Origin of the sequence: Caldalkalibacillus thermarum (genome assembly GCF_014644735.1) — a bacterium.
Classification (GTDB): Bacteria; Bacillota; Bacilli; order Caldalkalibacillales; family Caldalkalibacillaceae; genus Caldalkalibacillus; species Caldalkalibacillus thermarum.
Window position 1 is genome coordinate 1 of sequence record NZ_BMKZ01000002.1, and the last position, 20,261, is coordinate 20,261.

The following is a 20,261-nucleotide window of genomic DNA, read 5'->3' on the forward strand; positions in this document are numbered from 1 at the left end:
AATTCATGCGGCATGATCAGCTGATCCTGGTTATGGCGATACACAGCAATACCTCCAAGTGCAAGGTTTTTGTAGGTGGTTTTTGAAAAACCCTTGCACTTAATTTCGCCAAAAATAGGTCTTTTCCCTTTCATCTCAACAATTTTTTGTTTTTCAGCAAACCCTATTTAAAAGCGGGGATCATGATTGCTGGCATCAAAGTTCGCTCAGAAGAAGGAACGCCGCAAGGAGGTCCACTGAACCCGTTATTGGCCAATATTCTTCTCGATGACCTAGACAAGGAACTTGAAAAGCGAGGGTTGCGCTTCTGCCGTTACGCGGATGATTGTAACATTTATGTGCGCAGTAGGCGCGCAGGAGAACGTGTGAAGCAAAGCATTGTGAATGCTAAATTAGAATTAACAAAAATCGCTGGATAACAGTGAACACTATTTACCATAACATTCCTCTCCCAGTATCATATTACTGGAAACATCAAAACAGTTGGGAGAGGAAAATATGAATAAAATGGAAAGGTGGAACATGTACCTAGAGATTCAACAGCTAAAGAAACTGGGACTTAACAAATCGCAAATTGCCAGACGATTGGGGATTAGCCGCAATACAGTTTACAAATATATCAATATGACACCTGAAGAATTTGAAGATATGTTGGAGCACATGGAAGTGAGACAAAAGAAATTAGACTGTATCAAAGAGAAGCTCATCACCTGGTTGAAACAGTATCCCGATATTTCAAGTGCACAGATCCATGATTGGATTAAGGAGAGATATCCTGACCTTACGGTCGGTGAAAGTACCGTCAGGTGCTATGTTAGTCAACTGAGAAAGGAGTATAGCATTCCAAAAATAAAGACGACTCGGCAATATGAAGCGGCCCTCGACCCGCCTATGGGACAACAAATGCAAGTTGACTTTGGTCAGGTCACCTTCAGAAATACGTTTCATCAACCTCAGAAACTGTGGTTTATGGCTTGTGTATTATCCCATTCCCGTTACAAATTTGTGTATTGGCTGGACCGTCCCTTTACAACAGCAGATGTCATTCAGGCTCATGAACAAGCTTTCGCCTTTTACGGCGGTCTTCCTCAAGAAATTGTTTATGATCAAGACCATCTCATCTTAGTGAGTGAAAATGGTGGAGATCTTATTTACACAAAAGAATTTGCCAATTATCTGAAGCACAGGGCATTTAAGGTTCGCATGTGCCGCAAAGGAGACCCGGAAAGCAAAGGAAAAGTGGAAAACGTTGTTGGCTATGTGAAAAAGAACTTTACCCGTCACCGGACCTACTACAATCTGGCCCAATGGAGTGAAGACTGTCTGGCCTGGCTTGAGCGAACAGGCAATGGCAAAGTGCATCAGACAACCAAAAAAATACCGGCCGAAGTGTTCCAACAGGAACGTCTTTACCTTCGCCCGGTCCAAGAAAAATACTATATCAATCAAGCTAAGGCCAGTATAACAAGAGTTGTCCGAAAAGACAATACCATTCTTTATGCCGGGAACCGCTACTCGGTCCCTCTAGGGACCTATGATGACAAGGGTAAAAGAGTTGGACTAAAGATTCAAAACGATACCCTGACCATCTACGACTGGGAAACAGGCGAAGTACTTGCCCAACACGCGATTTGCCACGAAAAAGGCAAGTTGATTCAAAATACGAATCATAAAAGGGACCGCAGCAAAGGAATTCAAGCATTAATGCAACAAGTGGCCGGGCGTTTTCCAGAACCGGATCAAGCCACCCTCTTTTTGAAAGAAATCTATCAGCGGAAGCAGCGTTATATGAGAGATCAATTGCAAAAGATACAGGAAGTCATGAACAAAGCCAACCCTCATTCTGGAGTGATTGGACAAGCTTTAGCCTACTGTCTGACATACCAACTGTACAGTGTAGAGCCTCTAGCGATGCAGTGCAACATTTTATGCAACAAGCACAGAGACAACAAGCACACCATCATGAACATCAACCTGAGATCAAACCCACCATGCTCGGACATCAATCACACTCGCAAGTGAAAGCAGACATTCGAGATCCTCAAGTTTACATTCGTATCCTGGAGGGAGAGAGGCTATGTCAGAAAGCTTAGTGCAATTGAAACACAGCTTGAAAACACTCAAATTGGCCTCCATCGCCGAAGTGATTGAGGAACAACTGATGGAAGCCGAAACAAATGGATTCAGTTATCAACAGTTTCTGACGAAACTGTTGGGATACGAAATACGCAAGCGGGAAGAAAAACAATTGGCCAAACGGCTCAAGTGGGCCGGCTTTCCTGTCCACCAATCCCTTGATGAGTTCGACATTAGCGCCCAGCCTGCCCTAAGCCGGCAGCAATTTCAACAGTTGCGTGAACTCTTATGGATTGAACAGGTTTATAACCTCATCTTATTGGGCCCGCCGGGGGTGGGTAAAACTCACCTGGCCATTGGCATAGGAGTAGAAGCGATTCAGCAAGGATACAAAGTCAGCTTTGTGACCATGGATCATTTAATCCAGTTGCTGCGTACCCAAGAAGTAACAAGAAGCGCCCAAACCAAATTGAAAAGAATCACTCAGTCAGATCTTGTCATCATTGATGATTTGATGTTCATAGCCATCAACCGGCATGAAGCCAATCTTTTCTTTCAACTCATCAACAAACTCTATGCCCAATCATCTGTGATCATTACCTCTAACAAAGGACCGGAAGATTGGGGAGAGTTATTAGGTGATCCGGCCATTACCACAGCCATTCTGGACCGGCTACTCCATAAAAGCGAGGTGATTCATCTCACCGGTGACAGTTATCGTTTGAAATACAGGAAAACCATATTTGGAAATGACTAGGTGCTCAAAATTATTTAGCGAAAATTGTTCAATTGTACTTGACGCTCACAGTCTACAAGCTTTTTTGTTGAATATATAAAGTAGGATTATGTTTTGAGGGGCTTACGGCATGTTATCGAAACGAAATAAAGACGCTCGGTATCAGCTTGAAGTGGTTTCTATTGATGATTTGGTCCCGAAGGATCATTTAGTTCGAAAAATCGACCAAGCCATCAATTTTGACTTTATTTACGATTTGGTTGCTGATTATTATTCACCAGACAATGGACGCCCAAGTATAGACCCTGTGGTGCTTATTAAAATTGCTTTAATCCAATATTTGTTTGGTATTAAGTCTATGCGCCAAACGATCAAGGAGATTGAAACGAATGTGGCCTATCGATGGTTCTTAGGTTACGATTTAACGGAAAAAATTCCGCACTTCTCAACCTTTGGCAAAAATTATGTTCGTCGTTTTCAAGACACTGACCTGTTTGAAACCATATTCTATCGTATTCTGAAAGAAGCTGTAGAGCATGGCTTTGTTGATCCGGAGGTCGTCTTTATCGACTCTACCCACGTTAAAGCTCATGCCAATAAAAAGAAATTTATCAAGAAGAAAGTCAGAACTGAAACCCGGCGCTATCAAGAGCAACTCATGAAAGAAATTAACGAAGATCGGGTGAATCGTGGAAAAAAGCCTTTGGCTCCCAAGACAACAACTGAAACAAAAGAAGTTAAGGAAAGTACAACGGATCCTGAGAGTGGTTATTTTGTTAAGAATGAAAGGAAAGGTTGTTTGCTTATTCTTATCACACGGCTTGTGACAAGAATGGATTTGTTTTGAGAGCCGTTGTAGAGCCTAGTAACATCCACGATAGCCAGGTCTTTGCGGACCTTTTTGAAAAAATTAAAACTCAGATAGGAAAGCCTTCAACTGTTGCTCTTGATGCGGGTTATAAAACGCCACACATTAGTAAGATGCTCATTGATGATCATATCCGTCCTGTTATGCCCTATACACGCCCCCAAACGAAAAAAGGATTCTTTCGAAAACATGAATATGTTTATGATGAGTATTATGACTGTTATATTTGCCCGGCAGGGCAAACCCTTGAGTATTGTACAACCACCCGTGAAGGATATCGCCAATATAAATCTGATCCAGAGTTTTGCAAGAATTGCCCGATGCTCTCACAATGTACCCAAAGTCGAGATCATACAAAAATTATTCATCGGCATATTTGGCAGGATTATCTGGACGAGGTAGAGCATTTGAGGCTTACCAATGAAAACAAGAAAATATATGCAATGTGCAAAGAAACAATTGAACGCGTATTTGCTGATTTAAAGGAGAAGCATGGCATGCGTTGGACTACCCTTAGGGGTAAGAAGAAAAACACGATGCAGGCGATGCTTGTTTTTGCTGCCATGAATATGAAAAAGCTGGCCACGTGGAAGTGGAGAACCAGCGGTTCTCTTATTTTTTTGCCTTCATTTACAACAAACCCCCTTCTGAACCTTCGGTTCAAAAGAGGTTTGTCTTCAGTCTGAATATTAATTTTGATGTTATTTTACTTTCTGCACATCATAGGTATCGTTGTTTGACTTGGTTCGGCTCTCATGTTGGTCTATATACTGCGGTCGTTAAAGCAAACTGAAAAAGGCGAAGAATTATTACACTATCTTTTGACGCGGCTTAAACGTTGGGTAAATACTATCCTCTTACCTTCTGCGCTCATCGTTCTCATTTCGGGAGTAGCCATGATTGTGCAATTTAATCGGGAAACCCTTCCTTTTTATTTGCTTTTCATGGAGCAATTTGGATATCAATCTGATGGTTATATATAAGAGTACCCTTTAGTTGAGACAGGGGTACTTTTTTACTTTTTAGTTACCAATCTTTGCAAGACGGACAAGAGATCACCATTGGCCAGACGAAGGTATCCAAATTAATGTTTGAAGAAATGGTGAACTGAAGGAGTTTTTTGACTTATCCTGCAGTGCCTCCCGCGTTAGTCCGTTGGTGATTACCCAAATGCCTCTCGGGCATCTGTTTGTTCACCGCAATATTGCGAATCAGGTGCATCCAGAGGATGAAAGTTTTTCTGCGAGCCTCTACTATGCACTTAAACATTTGAAAGTGAAGAAAATCGTGATTCAAGGTCACACTGGCTGCGGTGGGTTAACCGCTGCTTGGCAAAATAACGATGAGCCACAATGGCAAAAATAGTTAAACCACATTCGTGCAGGACTACCGAAAGATGGTGAATATAGCATTGATGAACTGGCCAAGATTAATGTGTTCCAACAAGTGGAAGAACTTAAACGTCATCCTGTCTTTCAACAGTGCGGCAAAGGAGTCGAAATCATTCCGTGCTTGTTTCATCTTGAAACAGGTGAATTAGAATGTTTAAGTGCTGTATCTGGGCATGATGAGATAAAGGCAGCTAAAGAGATGACTAATCAACTATTTTTTTAACAAAATCCATTGACACATATACCCCTATTGGTATATTATAAAATTACCCAAGGGGGTATAATCGTAACAAAAATTAAGAAGGAGTTGTTGACGATGAGTATACAGGTGATGGCGGCGGATCAATTGGCCCGTAAAGTGATGGACAGAGAACCACTGTTTATCCTTGATGTCCGCAACGAATCCGATTTTAACGATTGGAAAATTGAAGGTCACGCTGTCGAAACGTTAAATATCCCTTATTTTGAATTGATTGATGATGTTGAGCGTGTCTTGGAGAAGTTGCCGGAGCAAAAAGAGATTTTAGTGGTCTGCGCCAAAGAAGGTTCTTCTAAATTTGTGGCCCAACAGATTGTGGAAGCAACCGGACGCGATGTTTATTATCTTCAAGGCGGCATGAAAGCATGGAGTGAACATCTGGAGCCGGTCAAAATTGGTGATCTGGCTCACGGGGGTGAATTGTACCAATTTGTCCGCCTCGGCAAAGGATGTTTGTCGTACATGATTGTCTCTGACGGAGAAGCCGCAGTGGTCGATCCGTTGCGTATGATCGACACCTATGAGCAGTTTGCCGAGCAGAAGAAAGTGTCCATCACTCACCTTATTGATACGCATTTGCATGCCGATCATATTTCGGGCGGACGCCATCTGGCCCAGAAAGTGGGGGCCACTTACTGGTTGCCACCCAAAGACGCTGGTGAAGTCACTTTTAGCTACCAACCTTTGCAAGACGGACAAGAGATCACCATTGGCCAGACGAAGGTAACCATCCATGCCCTGCACTCTCCAGGCCATACGATTGGCAGCACCTCTTTGATCGTAGACAATCAGTACTTGTTGACCGGTGACATCTTATTTGTCGACTCGATCGGCCGACCGGATCTGGCCGGCAAGGCCGAAGATTGGGTCGGTGATTTGCGGCACACGCTTTATCATTTATATCGGTCCTTAGATCCAGATTTAATCGTTTTGCCGGCGCACTTTGGTAAAATCACGGAAATGAATGAAGATGGCAGTATTTCGGCTCGCCTGGGTGACTTGTATGCCTCTAACCAAGGCTTAAACATTGAAGACGAAGCTGAGTTCAGAAAGACGGTCACGGAACAGCTGCCCCCTCAGCCCAACAGTTACCAGGAAATCAGACAGACCAACATGGGCAAGCTGACTCCCGGTCCTGAACAGCAGACTGAAATGGAGATCGGTCCCAACCGCTGTGCGGTACATGACCGTTAATAAGTCCTTGGTTAAGCGGAATAGAGAGGAGTGCATGTAATGGCAGAATTCAAGAAGACGACAATCATCGTTTTCAGCGGTGATTTGGACAAGGCGATGGCCAGCTTTATCATCGGTACAGGTGCGGCAGCAATGGGAAAGGAAGTGACCATGTTTTTCACCTTCTGGGGTTTGAACATTTTGCGTAAGGAGCAATACGTTCATATTGACAAACCTTTTCTAGATAAAATGTTCGGCAAAATGATGCCCCGTGGTCCGGAAAAATTAGGTTTATCCAAAATGAATTTGGGCGGTATGGGTGCGAAACTGATGAAAAAAGTGATGAAAGAAAAAAACATCACCTCTTTGAAAGAGCTGATCGAGTTGGCCCGGGAACTGGACATTAAATTGGTGGCCTGCACCATGTCCATGGACGCTCTCGGGCTCCACAAAGAGGAACTGATCGATGGCCTTGAATTTGCCGGCGTGGCACACTATTTGTCTGAAGCAAACGAATCCAATATCAACCTGTTTATTTAGCTTTATTAAGACTCGTTTTACAATAATATCAACTGACAGGAGGAATGCACCATGTCGATCAAAGCGGATAAAGTGCTGGATTGCCAGGGATTGTCATGTCCCATGCCTATCGTCAGAACGAAAAAAGCAATAGAAGAGCTGCAACCGGGCCAGGTGCTAGAAATTCAAGCCACCGACCGCGGTTCACTGGCTGACCTTCAAGGATGGGCCAAAAGCACGGGACACCACTATTTGGGGACCAAAGAAGAAGGGGATGTGCTTATCCATTATGTGCGCAAAGCCGATCCTGGTGAAGTGAAGCCGGAGACGAAATTCCCACATGTCATCCCAAACGAAGAACTGGCCCAGATGCTGAATCAGGAAGATGTAACTATTCTTGATGTGCGCGAGCCGGCCGAATATGCCTTTGGTCACATTCCTGGGGCGCGATCCATTCCCCTGGGTGAACTGGAAGACCGCCTGCAGGAACTCAATCCGGAAGAGACCATTTATGTTGTCTGCCGGACCGGCAACCGTAGCGATATGGCTGCCAAAATACTGGCTGACAAAGGCTTTAAAAAGGTGTTTAATGTGGTTCCGGGCATGTCTGAATGGAACGGACCCACGGAAAAGGAAATTTAGCCATCTATTCTGATTGAGATGTTACCATGACTGAGAAGGAGGAGAAGATCTGTTGCGTAGTGACAAAGTTCTGGATGCTACCGGGCTGTCCTGCCCAATGCCTGTGGTCAGAGCCAAAAAGGCGATTGATACCCTGTCAACCGGTCAAATACTGGAAGTTCATGCCAGCGATAAAGGAGCGGTTAAAGATATTCCATCCTGGGCTAAAGCATCAGGGCATGAGCTTATTGAGCAAAAAGAAGAGAACGGTTGTTACAAGTTCTGGATAAAAAAAGGATAACTTCCTTCTACACTCAGCGGCTGACCCCGGCCTAACCACAAGGGGGTCAGCCTTTCTCTGCAGATGAGCGATCTCATTGTTTAGCGATCTTTAAATGAAAGGCGGACGTGTGCATGAGTAAACAGTGGATGCCAGGTTTGAGTCAGCTCATCCCTTATCAGCGGGAACATTTGAGTGGTGATTTGACCAGCGGACTGACTGTGGCCGTCATGCTCATTCCCCAGGGATTGGCCTACGCCATGTTGGCTGGTGTTGATCCGGTCATCGGGCTTTATTCAGTCACCATCCCTTTGCTGGTCTATGCACTCTTTGCTTCTTCACGCCATTTGGCTGTCGGACCAGTCGCCATGGTTTCTCTCTTGGTTTTCAGCGGTGTATCGGCGCTGGCAGAACCGGGAAGCCCTCAATTTGTGGCTTATGTCCTGTTGTTGTCACTGTTGGTTGGGCTGATCCAGTTGGTGATGGGGGTGATGCGCCTGGGGTTTTTGGTCAACTTTTTGTCCCATGCTGTGATCAGTGGCTTCACGTCAGCGGCCGCCATCGTTATCGGTTTAAGTCAGCTGAAACATCTGTTGGGGGTTCCATTGGCTACACATGAGTATACCCATCAATTGATCCTGGAAGCGATCGGGCGTTGGAGGGAGATTGATCCCATCACCCTGGCCCTTGGTTTGGGCAGTATCGCTCTATTGGTGGTGCTGAAGCGGGTCACTCCCCGTCTGCCCGCACCCATTGTGGTCGTCCTGTTGGCTGTGGTGCTGATTCGCTTTTTCAATTTGGATCAACACGGGGTCAGCATCGTTGGAGATGTTCCCCGTGGTATTCCAGGATTTTCTGTGCCGGATTTGAGTATGGAAGCAGTGCAATTGTTGCTGCCAACTGCATTTACAATCGCTTTGGTTGGTTTCATGGAATCGATTGCCGTAGCTAAAGCGATTGCGGCCAAGGAAAAATACAAAGTGGATCCTGATCAGGAGTTGCGGGGCTTGGGTCTGGCCAATATTGCCGGTTCATTTTTCTCTTCCATGCCAGTAACAGGTGGTTTTTCTCGGACGGCAGTCAATTACCAGTCCGGAGCCAAAACCGTACTGGCTTCCATCGTCACCGCTGTGCTGGTCATCATGACGTTGCTCTTTCTGACACCTCTATTTTATTACTTGCCTCACGCGGTGTTGGCTGCCATTATCATGGTGGCGGTCTATGATTTGATTGACGTGCGGGAAGCGTTGCACCTTTTTAAGATTAAACAAAGTGATGGCTGGATATTGCTGATCACTTTTTTCAGCACGCTGTTGATAGGGATCGAGCCAGGTATTATGATTGGTGTAGCTGTCTCACTTCTGCTCTTTATCTGGCGAAGTGCCTATCCTCACGTGGCTGAACTGGGCTACTTGGAGCAGGACAGGGTCTTTCGCAACATCCGGCGCTATCCAGAGGCCAAAACGTTTAAAAATGCTCTGTTACTTCGAGTGGATGCTTCCCTTTATTTTGCCAATATGGCCTTTTTAGAAAATAAATTAGAGCACTATAGTCAAGAGCGGCCTGAACTCCAATGGATCGTGATGGACATGTCCGGCGTCAATGATATGGATGCTGTCGCGGTCGATGCGCTGGAAGCTGTGATGGACAATTTGAAACAGCGGGGCATTCGCTTTGCCTTTGCAAACATGAAGGGGTCGGTTTTAGATGTGGTGCACCGAGCCAACTGGAACAATAAAGTGGGCAAACATCTTTATTACATGTCTGTGGCTGAGGCAGTGGAAGATTTGGGTTTGCAATATGCCCCTTAGACAGGCGGCGGCTCCGGACCGCATCAATGTGATATCTTTGTGATGGGCGGGAGGTGAAATCATGAAGTATACTAATGATATGAAAAACCGTCTCAAACGGGTGGAAGGACAAGTGCGCGGCGTGTTGAGAATGATGGAAGAAGAGAAGGATTGCAAAGAAGTGATTTACCAGCTGACTGCCATTCGTGCAGCCCTGGATAAAGCAACGGCCTATATCATCGGGAAGAATATGGAACAGTGCATGTTGCAGCAGATGGAAAAGGGCGAAAGCGCAGACAAGGTGATTCAAGAAGCGATTCAACTGCTGGTGAAGAGCCGTTAAGAACTGGGGCAATTTGAGATACAGAAGGTGAGATTTTGATAATGAATGAGAGTGTGATTATCGGTCCGCTGGTAATACCCGTCAACTTTGTGAGTTATGGTTTAGCTATTTTTGCTGTCCTGCTCTATTATCTCAAATGGCACACAGCGGTTGCAGACAGGGAGAAGAGGTTGAGTGCTGATATCTTGCTCAGTGCGTTTTTCTATGCTTTACTGGCCTGGAAGCTAAGTCCGCTTTTGTTCAGACCTCTGTTTTTTCTGCAAGATCCAGTACTCCTGCTATTTTACCGGGGTGGGTACAAAGAGCTGTGGGTGGCTGTTCTGGTTTTCAGTGTTTACTTGCTCTTTAAAACGAAAAAACAAAGTCTCCCTCTTGTCAATCAGCTTAATCTGTTGATCCTGATTACAATTGTGGCGGGTTTCATCCAATCAGTGTTGACCCGCCAGAGAGGAAACCAGATAGAATGGACCTGGTTAGCAGACCTGTTGTCCTTAGAAGCACATCCTGTGCATCTTTATCAAATGTTTTGGCATGTCTTATTGCTGATGTGGATTGTCTGGCAAGGCTTTCATCCCCAATCCGTCCGTTGGTTGGGCCAAGCCTTGGCCGGATTCAGCAGCGGCCAACTGTTGATCAGCACTGCCGCGCGTGAACAGATGCCACTTTTGGGACTGATAGAGCCCCGGCAATTTTACTTCTTCTTGCTTGTCATTGGGTTTATCATGCTTATCAAAGCCCGCTGTGAGAAAACCATTGACTGCCTTGAAATCAGGAGCGCTGATGAAAAGAGGAACTGAGAAGAGAAAAGACGATCTGTGCAACGACAACGAGCTTATGTTTAACATGGGGGAGATGGGAGCTTATCACGACAGAGGCATGGCAGTTCATTTTAATAGTTTAGTTTACATAATATATATTATCGGACATAATGTAACCAAAAAATTGAGGCTGCTGACAAACCCTTATCCCAATCATCAAAAATTATCTTATCCAAATGATTGATACTCTTCATGACCGCTTTTCGTGACGCCTCGTTGTAACTGACACTACTAACTGTTTGATCCCCAAGACGTCACTTATCTGTCTGGATTTTTCTTATTGTTATTGCTTGCTAAAAACTCTTGCATATATCAGGTGCTCACATCTACCAGATGCACATATGTATCCTATCCAAATCAAATTTTTCTCAATCGCTTGTCTTTTTCTTTTGGTCTATGTATAATAAGAACAAACGTTCCTAGAACATATATTCTTAAGAATGCTTGTTGGCGTTTTGTGAGGAGGAATTTGAAATGGTGGAATGGCTTGAAGGGTTGCTTAGTTTTTCACTTTGGTTGTTGGGCTTAACAATTCTGAGCTTTATATTTAAAGGGGAACAGGTATCTGAATAAAATAAAAACCACTCTCCCCTCACTCTTTCCTCTCCGCTGTTTTGTTTGTTTTGGTGAAACGATGTTTTGTTGAAATAAAATGATCACAACATGAAGGTCCAATGTTAAAATATTAAGTAACAGCATACCCAAACCAAAGGAGATGAAACAATGGACACTAAAGTGTATAAAGCTTTGACCATTGCCGGTTCAGATACGAGTGGCGGAGCAGGAATCCAAGCTGACCTTAAGGCTTTCCAATCTCGCAATGTGTACGGTTTGACAGTGTTGACCACAATCGTGGCACAAGATCCTGACCGCGACTGGTTTCATGCTGTTTACCCTCTTCCCACAGATACAGTCAGAGCACAATTAAACACAGTACTTTCCGGAATTGGTGTTGAGGCAGTGAAAACAGGGATGCTGCCCACCTCTGATATCATCGAATTGGTAGCTGATACCATTGACCGCTATAATCTTGATCGAGTTGTGGTTGATCCGGTAATGGTATGTAAAGGTGCAGATGAACCTGTTAACCCCGACGCTGCTGCCAGTTTAAGAGAGGTGCTTGTTCCGAAAGCTGCTGTGGTTACGCCTAATCTATTTGAGGCAGCACAGTTAAGTCAGCGTCCTGCCATTAAATCTATTGATGATATGAAAGAAGCAGCGACGATCATTCATGAATTAGGTCCGCGCTACGTGGTCATTAAAGGTGGAAAACTGGACAATAATATGGCTGTTGATGTTTTGTACGACGGCCGCTCCTTTGAAATACTCGAGTGGGAACGGGTAGACACTGCTTATACTCATGGGGCAGGATGTACGTTTGCAGCGATGATTACGGCTGAGTTAGCCAAAGGAACCTCTGTTCAAGAAGCAGTTCAGCAAGCCAAAAAATTTATCACACAGGCTATCCGTCAAGGGTTTAAGCTTAACCAATATGTGGGTTCGGTGAACCATCTTGCCTTAAATTCCTTCAACGCATGAAGACTGAGGCTAACCCTTTCATCCACCTTGACGCAGCATCGTCGGGCGTCGGGTGGATTACTTATTGCTTGTTTTATCTTGTCAATTTATACCCTCAATGGTCATCAGACTGAGTGGTAGGTGATTTCCTTACAAAAGGCGGAGTCCCTTTGTTTTACCCTTACAAAAAACGTTTTTCGTTTCCTTTCCCCATAAGAACGGGAAGAGCTTATCGGAACGGTTGATCTTTCTCATCCTGCTTGTCTGTAATCTCTACTTATTTTTGCTGCTCTTTGCCAATCATTAAACTTGTCATAAATCTATTTGTCTCCCCATAGAGTTGTGATAAAATGGGTTTTGTGTGACAAATAGTAGTTAAACCGAAAGGAGTTTCTCCATGTCGATACTTGAAGCACTTATTTTGGGAGTCGTTCAAGGGATTACAGAGTTTCTTCCCATTTCGAGTACTGCTCACATTGTTATTGCTTCCCTATTGCTTAACCTGCGGTTTCCAGGTTTGGTCATGGAGATTTTTTTGCACTTAGCTTCTGTTTTGGCTGTGATCATCTATTTCCGTCACGATTTGGCCCGGATTATTAAAGGGTTCTTTGCTTACATACGTTACCGTAATCCCCATGATAAAGTTTCGTTTATATTTAGCCTTTACATCATCTTGGCCACCATCATCACGGGCGTCTTAGGTGTAGTGCTGACCGATTTTATAGACGAGTCTCTGAAAACACCGCCTGTAATTGCCTTTTCATTGGTTGTAACAGGAAGTTTGCTTATCTTTATTGAGCGTTTTCACCGCTTCGGCGATAAAAATGAAGCAACGATGGGCTTAAAAGATACTTTCGTTGTTGCCTTGGGTCAAACACTGGCTGTTATCCCTGGAATATCCCGTTCAGGTTCCACTTTAGTTGCTGCATTATGGACAGGATTAAACAGAGAAACCGCTGTACGCTTTTCGTTTTTGCTGGCCATTCCAGTTATTTTAGGGTCAACAGTGTTAATGGTTAAAGATCTGGAGCCTGGACTAGTGGCGGAAATCGGTCTTTTCCCTTTGTTCATCGCTTTTGTTGCTTCCTTTATTTTTTCTATCATCGGGATCATTTGGTTAATTGACTTTTTGAAAAAAAGCCGGCTGATTTACTTTGCTGTTTATTGCTATGTCCTGGCTGCCTTTGTTTACTTTTTCCTTGATCGCTCACTGATTATCGATTTATAGCTTATAACCATACCAAAAAAGCTGACTCTACAACAGAGTCAGCTTTTTTCAGGCATTTTTCGTAAATGTTTTTTTGGATCGGCCAATATGATTAAGATTTATGGATTACTGGTCAGAATATATTCCCGTATCTACTGGGATGGGTTCTTCAATGCTCACATGGCCAGCCAGTGTTTCACTCACTTTGCCATCAACCAATAAGTGGATGTATTCAACCCCATTAAGCTGGGCAAATGTATCTAACAGGGTTTGGATGGCCATTCCTTCAGCACTTGCCCCAAAATAGGCACCATCATGCATGGAGACATCAATAATAACCGTAGTCCCTTCCAATCTAATATCGTTCAGATCAAAATTTTTCCACAGGGGATTGGCTGTTTCGGTCTGTGGATTTTGTAAGTGGTTCCATACGGCACGCAATTTGTCCTCATCAGTTTCGAACACTACTTCATGTTGCTCCTCAACAACCTCTAACAAATCATGATCTGCATAATAAAATGTGATCTTCACCGTTTCACCCTGTTGTTCATCAGCGTTGTTCTCACTTTCCCCTTCTTCTTTATTCGCTTCTTCATTAGCTTCTTCATTTGGTTCAGAAACTACAGGCTCTTCCGCTTCTTGACTTTGCTCTTGTTCATCCCCTGCCCCCGTTTGGGTATCAATTGTTTGCTGGCCACAGGCTGATAGAATGAGGACTACCAAACAGCCCATTAATAAGAGCAATTGCCATCTGTTTTCTTTGTTCATCAATCACTCCACCCCTTTAGCTAGTGCTCTTTCTTATAAAGCTTTTGAGCTTTTTTAAGTTTGCCCGGTGTTACATCTCTTCCGGTCGGATCAATTACTTTAATTCCCATTAAATTGGCTCTGAATGCGGAGCGGAAGGATTGAATGTATTCTTGACGCAACTGGGCCTGTTCTTCCTTCTCTTTTTTCGTGAGCCCTTCCCTTTTCGCTTTTTTGGCCAGCTGATTAATCCGCTGAATTTTACTCTTCGGCAGCATCATGATCCCCTTTACTTGACTGTTTGTTGTCTGTAAATAATTCTATATTATTACAGTAATACTTTTGACTCCTTTCGTCAATCCATAAAGTAAATTATAAAATTTCGAACTTATGTTTGTGTTTGTTTTTTGTATTTGTTATAATAGCTTCTAGATATACATAGTCAAAACTTGCCAACATGACGTAACTGATTTACTGTTATTGGGGTGAAATGTATGTCATTATCCAAACGCCAAAAGTTAATACTCGATTTCATTAAAAAGGAAGTCCGTGAAAAGGGATATCCACCTTCTGTGCGAGAAATTGGAGAAGCAGTGGGGTTGGCGTCCAGTTCGACGGTGCACGGTCATTTAGCCCGGCTGGAACAAAAAGGATATATACGCCGTAATCCTACCAAACCCAGGGCGATTGAGATTCTGGACGAGGATGTCCGTAACCAGCCTGAGACGGTCAGTACCACCTACGTGCCGGTGATCGGTAAAGTGACAGCTGGACAACCCATTACAGCCGTGGAAAACATTGAAGAGTATTTTCCCTTACCAGACAAGTTCGCCGCAGATCATAATGAACTATTTATGCTTATCGTACATGGGGATAGTATGATTGAAGCTGGTATTTATGACGGGGACTATGTGATTGTTCGCAAACAAAATCATGCAAAAAACGGTGACATTGTTGTAGCCATGACAGAAGATGATGAAGCAACCGTGAAGCGCTTTTTTAAGGAGAAAAATGTGATCCGTCTGCAGCCTGAAAACTCTGCCATGGAGCCTATTATCCTTAAGGATGTCACCATCTTAGGAAAGGTAATAGGGGTTTTCCGCCATATTCACTAAAATGTGACATGATACTGCAACAGACAGTTGATTTTAGACCAAGCAACACTGTCTGATTATGGATGGTTGCTTAGTCCAACTGTAAAAGGGGAACAGAAATATCTGCTCCCCTTTTTCCTTGCTTGTTTTTTCTAACAATTTCTCTGATGTGATCATGTATGTGCTTGTGCAGTTGAAGATTAATATTGAGTCATATATTGATCCCGTTCCCAAGGATGAACCTGGGTTCTGAACATGTCCCACTCGATTTCTTTTGCTTCTACAAAATGTGTAAAGGCATGATCACCCAGCGCTTTCACAATTACCTCATCCTGTTTTAAGGCTTCGATTGCTTCTTTGAGGGTTGAAGGCAAGCTCTCAATCCCTGCTTCAGCACGATCTTGATCATTCATAACATAAATATTCCGGTCAGTTGGCTCTGGAAGCGGCAGCCTGTTCTTGATGCCGTCCAAGCCGGCAGCGAGCATGACAGCCAAAGCCAGATATGGATTGGCAGCAGGATCAGGGTTACGTAATTCAACACGTGTGCTTAATCCCCTTGAAGCAGGAATACGGACAAGGGGGCTTCTGTTTTTAGCAGACCAGGCAATGTAGCACGGTGCCTCGTAACCAGGAACCAAACGTTTGTAAGAGTTTACGGTTGGATTAGTGATCGCAGCAAATCCTTTGGCATGCTTCAGCAACCCTGCTAAGAAATGTTTGGCTGTTTCACTTAAACCCAGAGGATCGTTTTCGTCATAAAAAGCATTTTCGTTACCGCGGAACAACGAGAGGTGGCAATGCATGCCAGAACCGTTGATGCCATATATCGGCTTGGGCATAAATGTAGCATGCAGCCCGTGTTTTCTGGCAATAGTTTTGACCACCAGCTTAAATGTTTGGATGTAGTCAGCAGCAGTCACCGCATCGGCATACTTAAAGTCAATTTCATGTTGACCTGGTGCCACTTCATGGTGTGAAGCTTCAATTTCAAAGCCCATTTTTTCCAGGGTCAAGACAATATCCCGACGGCAGTTTTCTCCCAGGTCAAGGGGAGCCAGGTCGAAGTAACCGCCGTCATCGTTTACATCCAGCGTAGGCTCCAGGTTTTCATTGGTTTTAAACAGGAAAAACTCTGGCTCAGGGCCCACGTTCATGGTTGAGAACCCTAGTTCTTCAGCCTCCTTGAGCACCCGTTTCAAAACGTAACGAGGGTCACCGGCGAACGGTGTACCGTCAGGATTATACACGTCACAAATTAAACGGGCCACTTTTCCTTCATCAGTGATCCACGGAAAGATCATCCATGTATCCAGTTCAGGGTACAAATACATGTCCGACTCTTCAATACGGACAAACCCTTCAATAGATGAACCGTCAAACATCATTTTGTTATCCAGCGCTTTGGGTAACTGGCTAACTGGGATTTCCACATTTTTTATGGTTCCCAAGAGATCAGTAAACTGAAGACGAATAAAGCGGACGTTTTCCTCCTCTGCCATTTTTAAAATGTCTTCTTTAGTGTAGTTTTTGCGCACAGCAGGTTCCCCTCCCTAACAAATTTTAAAAATATATATAAAAAATAGATCACATAAAAAGAAAGATAATATGTGGTTAATTACGGAAGAAACGGGTCAGTTCACCTTGAATAAGGGAAACTTTCTCTTTAGACAACCCATGTAATAGCTCTCGCTTTAATAAGTCGTGAACTTCTTTATCTGTCAAATTCCGTTTCTTATTTTTGTTTTCATTTTCCGCTGGCACGATATTGGCTTCAGGGGCTTTTTTATTTTCGAAAATGGCTTTGATCCCGGCAATATTGACGCCCTGATCGATTAGTGCTTTGATTTCTAACAAGCGGTCAATATCGTTTAAAGAAAAAATCCGCTGATTTCCTTTGTTACGTGCCGGTTTGATCAAGCCTTGCTCTTCATAGTAGCGGATCTGCCGTGCTGTCAAGTCAGTTAACTTCATCACAATGCCAATGGGAAAAAGGGCCATATTGCGACGAATCTCTTGACTCATCAAGATCGCCTCCACCATTTTCCTCCAGCCCTTGTCATCAAGTGAAGTAATTGTTTGAATCTTTAACCTAACCCTAGTGTAAATGAAGTTAGCAAAGTTGTCAACACATGTTAGGTATTTTTACATAAAAAGTTCTACAAGCGGCCCAACCAAAAATGACCCGTGAAAACATAACTATAAGCTTAACAATCCTTTTTCCAGCAGTTCATTCAGGGCGAATAAAATACCAATTTTAACATGTTCGTAGGTTAATCCTCCCTGTACAAACCCTAAATAGGGCGGACGTAGCGGACCATCGGCAGATAATTCAATGCTTGCCCCCTGTATAAAGGTGCCCGCCGCCATAATAATCTCATCGTCGTATCCTGGCATGGGACTGGGATATGGGGTAACATGTGAATTAACAGGGGAGGCTTTTTGAATCCCTTGGCAAAAAGCAATTAGTTTTTCCCTGGAGTTAAATTGGATGGATTGTATCAAATCTGTTCGTTTTTCATTCCAGGCCGGCGTAGTTTTAAATCCCAGCTCAGCCAGCAAGGCAGAAGAAAAAATGGCTCCTTTTAACGCTTCTCCTACAATATGGGGGGCGAGAAACAGGCCTTGGTACATCTCCGGCAGCGTGTTCAGGTTAGCCCCTCCCTCCAAACCGATTCCTGGGGCAAACAGGCGGGTGCCCACCTGTTCAATCAGCGTCGTTTTACCCACAATATAACCCCCGCTTCTCACCAGCCCTCCTCCAGGGTTTTTGATCAAGGAACCGGCCATGATATCTGCTCCGACCTGGGTAGGTTCCTGCTCTTCTACAAATTCCCCGTAACAATTATCCACAAAAACAATGACCTCTGGCTTAATCTCCCGCACAAAGGAAATCATGTCCTGTATTTGGGCAATGGTAAACGAAGGTCGGTTGGCATAACCCCTTGAACGCTGAATGCCAATCACTTTAGTTCTTTCTGAGATTGCGGAGCGAATACCCTCAAGGTCAACGAGACCTTCTTCGGTTAAAGGGACCTCCCGGTAACCAATGCCATAGTCAGCTAAAGAACCAGGCACAGGGGAGGATCCTGCACCTGGTTGGCCAATCACTTGCTCTAGTGTGTCATAAGGTTTACCCGTGATATAAACCAGTTCATCACCCGGTCTTAGCAATCCAAACAAGCAGGTGGCGATGGCATGAGTGCCTGAAATAAGCTGGGGGCGTACAATAGCAGCTTCTGTCTGAAAGATGGTGGCATAGACCTTTTCCAGTACCTCCCGCCCCGTATCATCGTAGCCGTAACCTGTACTTGGCGCAAAATGATGATCGCCTACTTCATGGAGACGAAAAGCTTGCAACACCTTCCACTGGTTCAGTTCAACAATTTGCCGGATCTCATCCAATCTTGATTTAATTTTGGCTTCAGCTTGTTCAACGTAAGGTTTTAGTTGGTGGCCATAGTTTAGTTGGTCGTACACGCTCATTGTCTGCATGTCTCCTTGGTAAAATATTTCTCACACTAATAACCGGATTAATGCTGAATCCGAAACGGTTCAATTTTATTCTTCAAGGGGTGGTAAACGGGTAAATGCAGCGTGACCCGATAACCTTGTTGTCCCTCATCCCAAGTAAGCTGCTCCACAAAACCAACCTGTCGCAGCTTGGGAATGAGCTGGGCTTCGCTGGCAGGAAGCAAGAGCTGATAAGTGTGCATCTGTTGCTTCAATACCGTTTCAATCCGTTCTTTCACCCTCCAGCAATCATGGGGATCAAGTGCAGTAATATAGAGATCTTCAGGACGAACCATGAGTTCAGGAGCTGGAGGCAAGTCTTTTTTGTTAAAAATCCTTACAACGGGTATATGACCGGCATCCAGCTCTGTTAACAGGGATTCCACCACGTCAATCTGATCCTGATGGTTGTCATCATGACTATCAATCACGTGCAAAATCAGATCGGCCTCTTTCACCTCTTCGAGAGTAGAACGGAAAGCGGCAACCAGGGTTGTGGGCAAATCCCGAATGAAGCCGACAGTGTCCGTTAACAGAACAATATGCCCGGACGGTAAGCGCATTTGCTTCGTTAAGGGATCCAGCGTGGCAAACAGCTGGTTTTCCGTATAAGCCTCTGCTTCTGTCAGCTGGTTTAACAGAGTGGATTTGCCGGCGTTGGTATACCCTACCAGGGCCACTTGAAACATTTGCTGCTTCTTTCGCCGGGACCGGTAGCGTTTCCTGTGGGCAACAATCTTGTCCAATTCTTGTCTAATATCCCGGATACGGCGGCGGATATGGCGGCGGTCCAGTTCCAGTTTCGTTTCACCGGGACCGCGGGTGCCAATGCCGCCTCCGAGCCGGGACAGCTCCGTTCCTTTACCCACGATGCGGGGCAATAAATAATTAAGCTGGGCCAGTTCGACCTGCAACTTACCTTCTTTTGACCTGGCTCTGAGGGCGAAAATATCCAGAATGAGCTGAGTGCGGTCAATAACTTTGCAGGGCAGGAGCTGTTCAAGATTGTTGATTTGGCTGGGTGACAGCTCATCATTAAAGATGACCAGGTCTGCTTGGTAGGTTTCTACCAAACTGGCCACTTCCAGCACTTTTCCTTTGCCGATGTAATAAGCGGGATCAACCCGATCCCTCTTCTGGATCACCGTACACACTGCCTGGGCCTGCGCTGTCTCCGCTAATAAAGAGAGCTCATAAAGTGAGCTTTCAACTTCCCGCTCTTGTTGATGGGGTAACAGACAGCCAACCAATACGGCCTTTTCAATCATTCTTCCGTTCAGTCCTTTTTTCGTGTCTTGATCCTTGCTG

General features: G+C 44.4%; 19 protein-coding genes and 2 pseudogenes. 15 read left to right on the top strand and 6 right to left on the bottom strand.

Annotated elements, in window-relative coordinates:
• Nucleotides 1-158: 158 nt before the first annotated feature.
• The 14 genes and pseudogenes from IEW48_RS01105 to uppP form a co-directional block, all read left to right on the top strand.
• Nucleotides 159-401: pseudogene (locus IEW48_RS01105) on the top strand (reverse transcriptase domain-containing protein); the annotation flags it as partial.
• A 97-nt stretch (nt 402-498) separates the two neighbouring features.
• Nucleotides 499-2,022 (top strand): IS21 family transposase, encoded by a 1,524-nt coding sequence (gene istA / locus IEW48_RS01110; RefSeq protein WP_229703899.1) that lies wholly within the window; start codon nt 499-501, stop codon nt 2,020-2,022.
• Between the two features lie 55 nt (nt 2,023-2,077).
• Nucleotides 2,078-2,833: an IS21-like element helper ATPase IstB gene (gene istB / locus IEW48_RS01115; RefSeq protein ID WP_188622224.1), complete on the top strand. Its 756-nt coding sequence runs from the start codon at nt 2,078-2,080 to the stop codon at nt 2,831-2,833.
• Between the two features lie 109 nt (nt 2,834-2,942).
• Nucleotides 2,943-4,366, top strand: a pseudogene (locus IEW48_RS01120) (IS1182 family transposase).
• 484 nt (nt 4,367-4,850) lie between these two features.
• Nucleotides 4,851-5,045: a carbonic anhydrase gene (locus IEW48_RS16945; protein ID WP_229703900.1), complete on the top strand. Its 195-nt coding sequence runs from the start codon at nt 4,851-4,853 to the stop codon at nt 5,043-5,045.
• A 342-nt stretch (nt 5,046-5,387) separates the two neighbouring features.
• Nucleotides 5,388-6,524: an MBL fold metallo-hydrolase gene (locus IEW48_RS01130; protein WP_188622225.1), complete on the top strand. Its 1,137-nt coding sequence runs from the start codon at nt 5,388-5,390 to the stop codon at nt 6,522-6,524.
• A gap of 39 nt (nt 6,525-6,563) precedes the next feature.
• Nucleotides 6,564-7,043, top strand: a complete 480-nt coding sequence (locus tag IEW48_RS01135) for a DsrE/DsrF/DrsH-like family protein (protein WP_188622226.1) — start codon at nt 6,564-6,566, stop codon at nt 7,041-7,043.
• A gap of 51 nt (nt 7,044-7,094) precedes the next feature.
• Entirely contained in the window at nt 7,095-7,664 is a 570-nt protein-coding gene (locus IEW48_RS01140; RefSeq protein WP_188622227.1) for a sulfurtransferase TusA family protein, read from the top strand.
• A gap of 52 nt (nt 7,665-7,716) precedes the next feature.
• The gene (locus tag IEW48_RS01145; protein ID WP_188622228.1) at nt 7,717-7,944 is read left to right on the top strand and encodes a sulfurtransferase TusA family protein; all 228 of its coding nucleotides are present in this window, start codon (nt 7,717-7,719) and stop codon (nt 7,942-7,944) included.
• A gap of 113 nt (nt 7,945-8,057) precedes the next feature.
• Complete coding sequence (locus tag IEW48_RS01150; protein ID WP_188622229.1) at nt 8,058-9,734, top strand: SulP family inorganic anion transporter; 1,677 nt, start codon at nt 8,058-8,060, stop codon at nt 9,732-9,734.
• Nucleotides 9,735-9,795: 61 nt separating this feature from the next.
• Nucleotides 9,796-10,056: a metal-sensitive transcriptional regulator gene (locus IEW48_RS01155; RefSeq protein ID WP_188622230.1), complete on the top strand. Its 261-nt coding sequence runs from the start codon at nt 9,796-9,798 to the stop codon at nt 10,054-10,056.
• Nucleotides 10,057-10,097: 41 nt separating this feature from the next.
• The gene (locus IEW48_RS01160; protein WP_188622231.1) at nt 10,098-10,853 is read left to right on the top strand and encodes a hypothetical protein; all 756 of its coding nucleotides are present in this window, start codon (nt 10,098-10,100) and stop codon (nt 10,851-10,853) included.
• Nucleotides 10,854-11,597: 744 nt separating this feature from the next.
• Nucleotides 11,598-12,413, top strand: a complete 816-nt coding sequence (gene pdxK / locus IEW48_RS01165) for a pyridoxine/pyridoxal/pyridoxamine kinase (RefSeq protein WP_188622232.1) — start codon at nt 11,598-11,600, stop codon at nt 12,411-12,413.
• 376 nt (nt 12,414-12,789) lie between these two features.
• A complete protein-coding gene (gene uppP, locus IEW48_RS01170; protein ID WP_188622233.1) occupies nt 12,790-13,620 on the top strand; it encodes an undecaprenyl-diphosphatase UppP in 831 nt (276 codons plus the stop codon).
• Nucleotides 13,621-13,725: 105 nt separating this feature from the next.
• Here uppP and IEW48_RS01175 read toward each other — a convergent pair whose 3' ends face one another.
• Nucleotides 13,726-14,367 carry a GerMN domain-containing protein gene (locus IEW48_RS01175; RefSeq protein ID WP_188622234.1) on the bottom strand — a complete coding sequence of 214 codons (642 nt, stop codon included), beginning with the start codon at nt 14,365-14,367 and terminating at the stop codon, nt 13,726-13,728.
• Between the two features lie 20 nt (nt 14,368-14,387).
• A complete protein-coding gene (locus IEW48_RS01180; protein WP_188622235.1) occupies nt 14,388-14,624 on the bottom strand; it encodes a DUF896 domain-containing protein in 237 nt (78 codons plus the stop codon).
• 216 nt (nt 14,625-14,840) lie between these two features.
• Here IEW48_RS01180 and lexA point away from each other — a divergent pair, with 216 nt between their 5' ends.
• Complete coding sequence (gene lexA, locus IEW48_RS01185; protein ID WP_188622236.1) at nt 14,841-15,461, top strand: transcriptional repressor LexA; 621 nt, start codon at nt 14,841-14,843, stop codon at nt 15,459-15,461.
• Between the two features lie 179 nt (nt 15,462-15,640).
• Here the strand turns inward: lexA and glnA are convergent, their stop codons facing one another.
• From glnA to hflX, 4 genes are all read right to left on the bottom strand, one after another.
• Nucleotides 15,641-16,978 carry a type I glutamate--ammonia ligase gene (gene glnA, locus IEW48_RS01190; protein WP_007502587.1) on the bottom strand — a complete coding sequence of 446 codons (1,338 nt, stop codon included), beginning with the start codon at nt 16,976-16,978 and terminating at the stop codon, nt 15,641-15,643.
• A 76-nt stretch (nt 16,979-17,054) separates the two neighbouring features.
• Nucleotides 17,055-17,465 (bottom strand): MerR family transcriptional regulator, encoded by a 411-nt coding sequence (locus tag IEW48_RS01195; protein ID WP_188622237.1) that lies wholly within the window; start codon nt 17,463-17,465, stop codon nt 17,055-17,057.
• 174 nt (nt 17,466-17,639) lie between these two features.
• On the bottom strand, nt 17,640-18,920 hold the full coding sequence (locus IEW48_RS01200; RefSeq protein ID WP_188622329.1) for a methionine gamma-lyase family protein: 1,281 nt from the start codon (nt 18,918-18,920) through the stop codon (nt 17,640-17,642).
• A 53-nt stretch (nt 18,921-18,973) separates the two neighbouring features.
• The gene (gene hflX / locus IEW48_RS01205) at nt 18,974-20,221 is read right to left on the bottom strand and encodes a GTPase HflX (protein ID WP_188622238.1); all 1,248 of its coding nucleotides are present in this window, start codon (nt 20,219-20,221) and stop codon (nt 18,974-18,976) included.
• Nucleotides 20,222-20,261 lie beyond the last annotated feature (40 nt).